This window comes from Pseudomonas sp. P5_B2 (genome assembly GCF_056400445.1).
On record NZ_JBFULH010000317.1, the window covers coordinates 1 to 4,802 of the forward strand.

A 4,802-nucleotide genomic window follows, 5' to 3' on the forward strand; every position below is an offset into this window, starting at 1 on the left:
CGCCCAAACCGATCGCGGCGTTGATGCGCAGCTACACCACAATATTCCGCGCGGTTCCGGAATTATTGCTGATCCTGCTGCTGTACTACGTAGGCTCCATGCTTCTCAATTCGCTGATGGTGCAAATGGGCTACGACACCGTGAATGTCAGCGGCCCGCTGGCGGCGATTGTGGTGCTGGGCCTGGTGCAAGGCGCCTACGCGTCGGAGATTTTTCGGGCAGCGATCCAGGCCATTCCTTTTGGCCAGATCGAGGCGGCCAAGGCGTTTGGCTTGAGCGGGTTCGGCCTGTTCCGACGGGTCACGCTGCCGATCATGGCGCCTTACGCCATGGCCGGGATGGCCAACCTGTGGATCAACCTGATCAAGGACAGCGCATTGATCAGCGTGGTCGGCACCAACGAGCTGCTGTACACCGCCAAGCAAGGCGCGGGTTCGACGCGTCACTACTTGCTGTTCTACCTCACCGCCGCGGCGATGTATTACGCGGTGACGTTGGCGTCCAACTACCTGTCTGGACGGCTTGAGCGACGCATCCGTCGCTGGATGCCTTTGGCTTGAGTGAATGAAATGATTCCAGCGTGGATAGTTGAATACGCGGCGCTGTTGGGCCGCGGGCTGCAAACGACCATCACCATTCTGTTGATTTCCAGCGTGTTGGGTTTCGCGCTCGCGGTGCTGGTGGCGCTGGCGCGGATCTCGAAGAACAGAGTGATCGCCAACGTCAGCCTGTTTTACACCAGCGTGACGCGCGGTACGCCGCTGCTGATCCAGATCTACATTTTCTACTACGGTCTGGGCAGCCTGTTTGCGCAGTTCCCGTTGATTCGCAGCAGTTTCCTCTGGCCGTACCTGCGGGATGGTTACTGGTACATCGTGTTTGCCTTGGTGGTGTCGGTGGGCGCTTATGTGGGCGAAGTGATTCGCGGCGGTCTGTTGGCGGTGCCCAAAGGTGAGATGGAAGCTGCTTCGGCGTTTGGCATGACGGCACGCCAGTCGTTGCTGCGGGTGCGTTTGCCTCGGGCGATGCGCCTGTTGTTGCCGACACTCGCCGGGGAAACCGTGATGTTGCTCAAGTCCACCGCGCTGGCGTCGACGATTGCGATTATCGACTTGCTGGGCGCTGCCAACGTGGTGCGGGCCCAAACCCTGCAAGTGTATGAACCGTTGCTGCTGGTGGCCGGCGTCTATATCTGTCTCACGTTTTTGATCGAAGCGCTGTTTGCCTTTGCCGAACGGCGCGGGACGCCCGTGCGCAGGTCGATGTAATGAACGCGCCACGGATCGTCGACCGGTCGTTGCAAGGCATCGGCCTGTGCACCTTGGGTTATACGTTCCTGGCGTTGCAGGATGCCGCCATCAAGTGGCTGGTGGCGGATTATTCGGTGGTCAGCATTCTGTTTTGGCGCGCCCTTGTGGTGGTGCTGGCCTGCCTGTTGGTGGGGCGCTTGCGCTTGGTCCAGCGTGCCTGGCACTCGCCGAGCCGGCGTTTGCTGGTGGTGCGCGGATTGTTGTCGATTGTCGCCTGGGTGCTGTACTACACGGCGGCCCGGGACCTGACCCTGGCGGAAATGACCACGCTGTATTTCTCCGCGCCAATCATGGTCACTGTGCTGGCGGCAGTGATTCTCAAGGAACGCGCGAGCGGCTGGCAGTGGTTCAGCCTGATCATCGGTTTTGTCGGCGTGATCATCGCCTGTCGCCCCAGCAACATGACCGATCCGCTGCCGGTGGTCCTGACGCTGTTAGCGGCGATGTGCTGGGCGTTTACCTACATCCAATTGCGCCAGGTGGATGAGCAGACTTCCGTGCTGGAACAGATGTTGATCACCAACGTGGTGTTTGTGATTTGCATGGCGGTGGCGTTGCCCTGGACCCACACCCCGGCGCCGACCCCGGCCTGGCTGGGTATGCTCGGTGCCGGGTTGGTCGGCGGTATCGGCCAGTTTCTGTTGTTTGCCAGTTTTCAGCGGGCCACTGCAACGTTGCTGGCGCCGTTCGAATACACCGGGTTGATCTGGGCGTTCCTGCTGTCGAGCTTGATCTGGGGCACGCTGATGGATGTGTCGCTGATGGTCGGCGCCGGGCTGATCGCCGTCAGTGGCACCCTTGCGATGATCTTCGGGCGACACCCCTCACAAGACGTCGTCGGTGCTGAATGCTCCGTGTCGCAGCCCCTTTATCCAGCAGCGACAGATGTGGAGCCCGTTGGCGGGGCTGAAGGTGTCGGGGTTCAGCCACCACTCGATCCAGAGTCCGCCGAGCATCGCCGATAAACTGAATCTTCAGATTCGGCCATGGCAATGTTTCGGTTTTAAACGTTCGTGACGCGGGAGGACAAGCAGATGGCGCAGGATGTTTCGTTCAGTGTTCGCAACAATAACGGCGATCCGGTTCAGGTCGGTGCCTGGCTTTTCGAGGGCAATGGCAGCGGGCCGAAAGTGCACTTGCAGGCCGGGGTGCATGCCGATGAAATCGCCGGAATGCTGGTACTGCACCTGTTGATGCAAAAGCTCGAGATCGCCGAGGCCCAAGGTCGGCTCAACGGCTGTGTGACGGTGGTGCCACAAGCCAATCCGCTGGGTATCGGGCAGTTTCGCCAAGGGCGAATTCTCGGTCGTTTTCACGACGCCACCGGGCATAACTTCAACCGCGCGTTCGACCAGTCGGCCGCCATGGCCCAACCGTCGACCAACGTTCAGGAATGGCAAAAAAAACTGGTGCAATTGGCGGCCCCGGCGGATGTGATGCTCGACCTGCACACCGATGACGAAGCGTTGCCCTACCTCTACGTTCACCGGCGTTTCTGGCCCCGTGGCCGCGAACTGGCCGCTGCGATGAAGATGGACGTGGCGATCATCTGGGATGACGGCGGCGATGGCTCTTTCGAAGAAACCATCATCGCGCCGTGGCTGCGCGACGGCGTCACCGAGCAGCACATGGCGGCGACGCTGGAGTTGCGCGGGCAGGGCGATGTTAGCGACCGGTTTGCCGAGCAGGACGCCGAAGGGTTGTACATTTGGCTGTGCGGTTGCGCAGTGATCGATGAAGCGCAGGCCCCCGCCGACTGGCCCGTCGAGGCGATGGAAATGGGCCATATGGAAACCATTCTGGCGCCGCAGCCCGGGGTGCTGATCTTTGAAAAAGAGCTCGGCGATTTCGTCGAAGAAGGGCAGCGCTTTGCACGGATTCTGCGGCGACCGGGCGATCCGTCGTCCGAAGTGGTGTTGGTGGCTGAGCAAGCGGGGCGCATGGTCACCCGCTACCGGGATCGGCTGGTGTCCCAGGGCATGGTGGTGGCGAAACTCACCGGCAGCCGGGTCTCGCGCAACTGGAGCGGCGGGTTGCTGGACCCGAACTAGGTGATTGACGAACAGCATTGCGCCCAGGGGTTGTAAACTGCGCGCCTGATACGCGACAGCCCCAATCATTCAAGTACGAGATCCCCATGGCCAATCACGACATCACGTTCACCCCTGACCCGGACCAGGATTCCATTTCCTCCGACGTAGCCGGTTTCGGCGGCCTGCTGGTCTCCACACAAATCCCTACTCGCGTTGACGGCAGTCTGGAATTGGGTGGGATCGTCGAGCAGAGTGAATGCACGCTGCAAGCGCTCAAAGTCGCGCTGGAACGCGCCGGCAGTTCGATGGATCGGGTGTTGCACCTGACCATCTACCTTACCGACATGGCCGACCGTGCCGCGTTCAACGAGGTCTACAAGCGTTTCTTCGCCAAGCCGTGGCCGGTTCGCGCCGCTGTGGGCGTGGCCGCGTTGGCGGTCGAAGGCATGCGTGTGGAAGTCACTGCGATGGCGGCCAAGGGTTGAATCGTTGAACGGGATTGGAGTTAGTAACACTCCAATCCCGTTCTACCTTTACGGCTGACCTGGCAGCGGCGGGGTACGCGGCGGAATCAAGCGTTTCGACCCGGTCGCTTCGAACGCCGACGCCAAGCGCAGCAGCGACGAATCGTCATAGGCGCGACCGGCGAAGGTCAGCCCGACGGGCATGCCGATGTCCGGCATGATGCCCATTGGTACGGTGACGGTAGGGACTCCGAGGTGGCGGATGGCGAGGTTGCCATTGGCGACCCAGATGCCGTTGCTCCACGCGATGTCTGCAGACGCCGGATCGACATCGGCATTCGCCGGGCCAACGTCAGCGACCGTCGGGAACAGCACTGCATCGAGCCCCAACCGATCCATCCACTCTTCAAGATCGATACGCCGCGTCTGTTCAAGCCCGCGCAAGCCATCAGGCACGGTGGTGATCTCGTTCCACGGCGTGATACCGCGCTCGGCCATCCGCACATACTCGTCCATGCCCGCGGCAAGGTCGCCCTCGCGGTTAGGCAGCGTGCCGGAATCGTGGGGGAAAATCAGCGGTCCGTCGACGTCGACCAGGCGGTTCAGCTTTGGATCGCCATTGGCCTGAAGGAAGTCATCGAACGCCCAGGCCGTCAGGTCCCACAACTCATGGTGCAGGAACTCTTTGGAGACGATGCCGCGATTGAACACGGTCGGCGCCCCCGGACGGTCGCCTTCGCAATTGGAAACCAGTGGGAAGTCGACCTCGACCACTTCAGCTCCGGCCGCTTCGAGCGCTTGGCGAGCCGCTTCCCACAGACCGATCACCGAGGCGCGAGTGTTGATGCGCTGCCCCGTCGGCCCGCCGATACCCGGCGCTTCGCTGGTGCCTGCGTCGGGGTCTTTGTTGATGTACATCCGCGGCACGCCGAAACGCTTGCCGGCAAGCGCCTCGGATTTTGCCGCCAGTTCATGATAGGAGGCAGGGCGCACTG

Annotated in this window: 6 protein-coding genes; 5 read left to right on the plus strand and 1 reads right to left on the minus strand. The window is 61.6% G+C overall.

What is annotated here, in order from left to right; all coding sequences use genetic code 11:
- The 5 genes from AC1DRJ_RS19310 to AC1DRJ_RS19330 form a co-directional block, all read left to right on the plus strand.
- The coding region (locus AC1DRJ_RS19310) for an ABC transporter permease subunit (protein WP_477803557.1) at positions 1 to 560 on the plus strand (560 nt) is incomplete at its 5' end.
- Between the two features lie 9 nt (positions 561 to 569).
- Positions 570 to 1,268, plus strand: a complete 699-nt coding sequence (locus tag AC1DRJ_RS19315; RefSeq protein ID WP_477803558.1) for an ABC transporter permease — start codon at positions 570 to 572, stop codon at positions 1,266 to 1,268.
- Positions 1,268 to 2,275, plus strand: a complete 1,008-nt coding sequence (locus tag AC1DRJ_RS19320; RefSeq protein ID WP_477803559.1) for a DMT family transporter — start codon at positions 1,268 to 1,270, stop codon at positions 2,273 to 2,275. The genes AC1DRJ_RS19315 and AC1DRJ_RS19320 overlap by 1 nt, the downstream gene beginning before the upstream one ends.
- Positions 2,276 to 2,344: 69 nt before the next feature.
- Positions 2,345 to 3,361, plus strand: a complete 1,017-nt coding sequence (locus AC1DRJ_RS19325) for a M14 family metallopeptidase (protein WP_477803560.1) — start codon at positions 2,345 to 2,347, stop codon at positions 3,359 to 3,361.
- An 86-nt stretch (positions 3,362 to 3,447) separates the two neighbouring features.
- Entirely contained in the window at positions 3,448 to 3,828 is a 381-nt protein-coding gene (locus AC1DRJ_RS19330; protein WP_477803561.1) for a RidA family protein, read from the plus strand.
- Between the two features lie 48 nt (positions 3,829 to 3,876).
- On the opposite strand, the gene AC1DRJ_RS19335 is transcribed toward AC1DRJ_RS19330, so the two are convergent.
- The coding region (locus AC1DRJ_RS19335; protein WP_477803562.1) for an amidase at positions 3,877 to 4,802 on the minus strand (926 nt) is incomplete at its 5' end.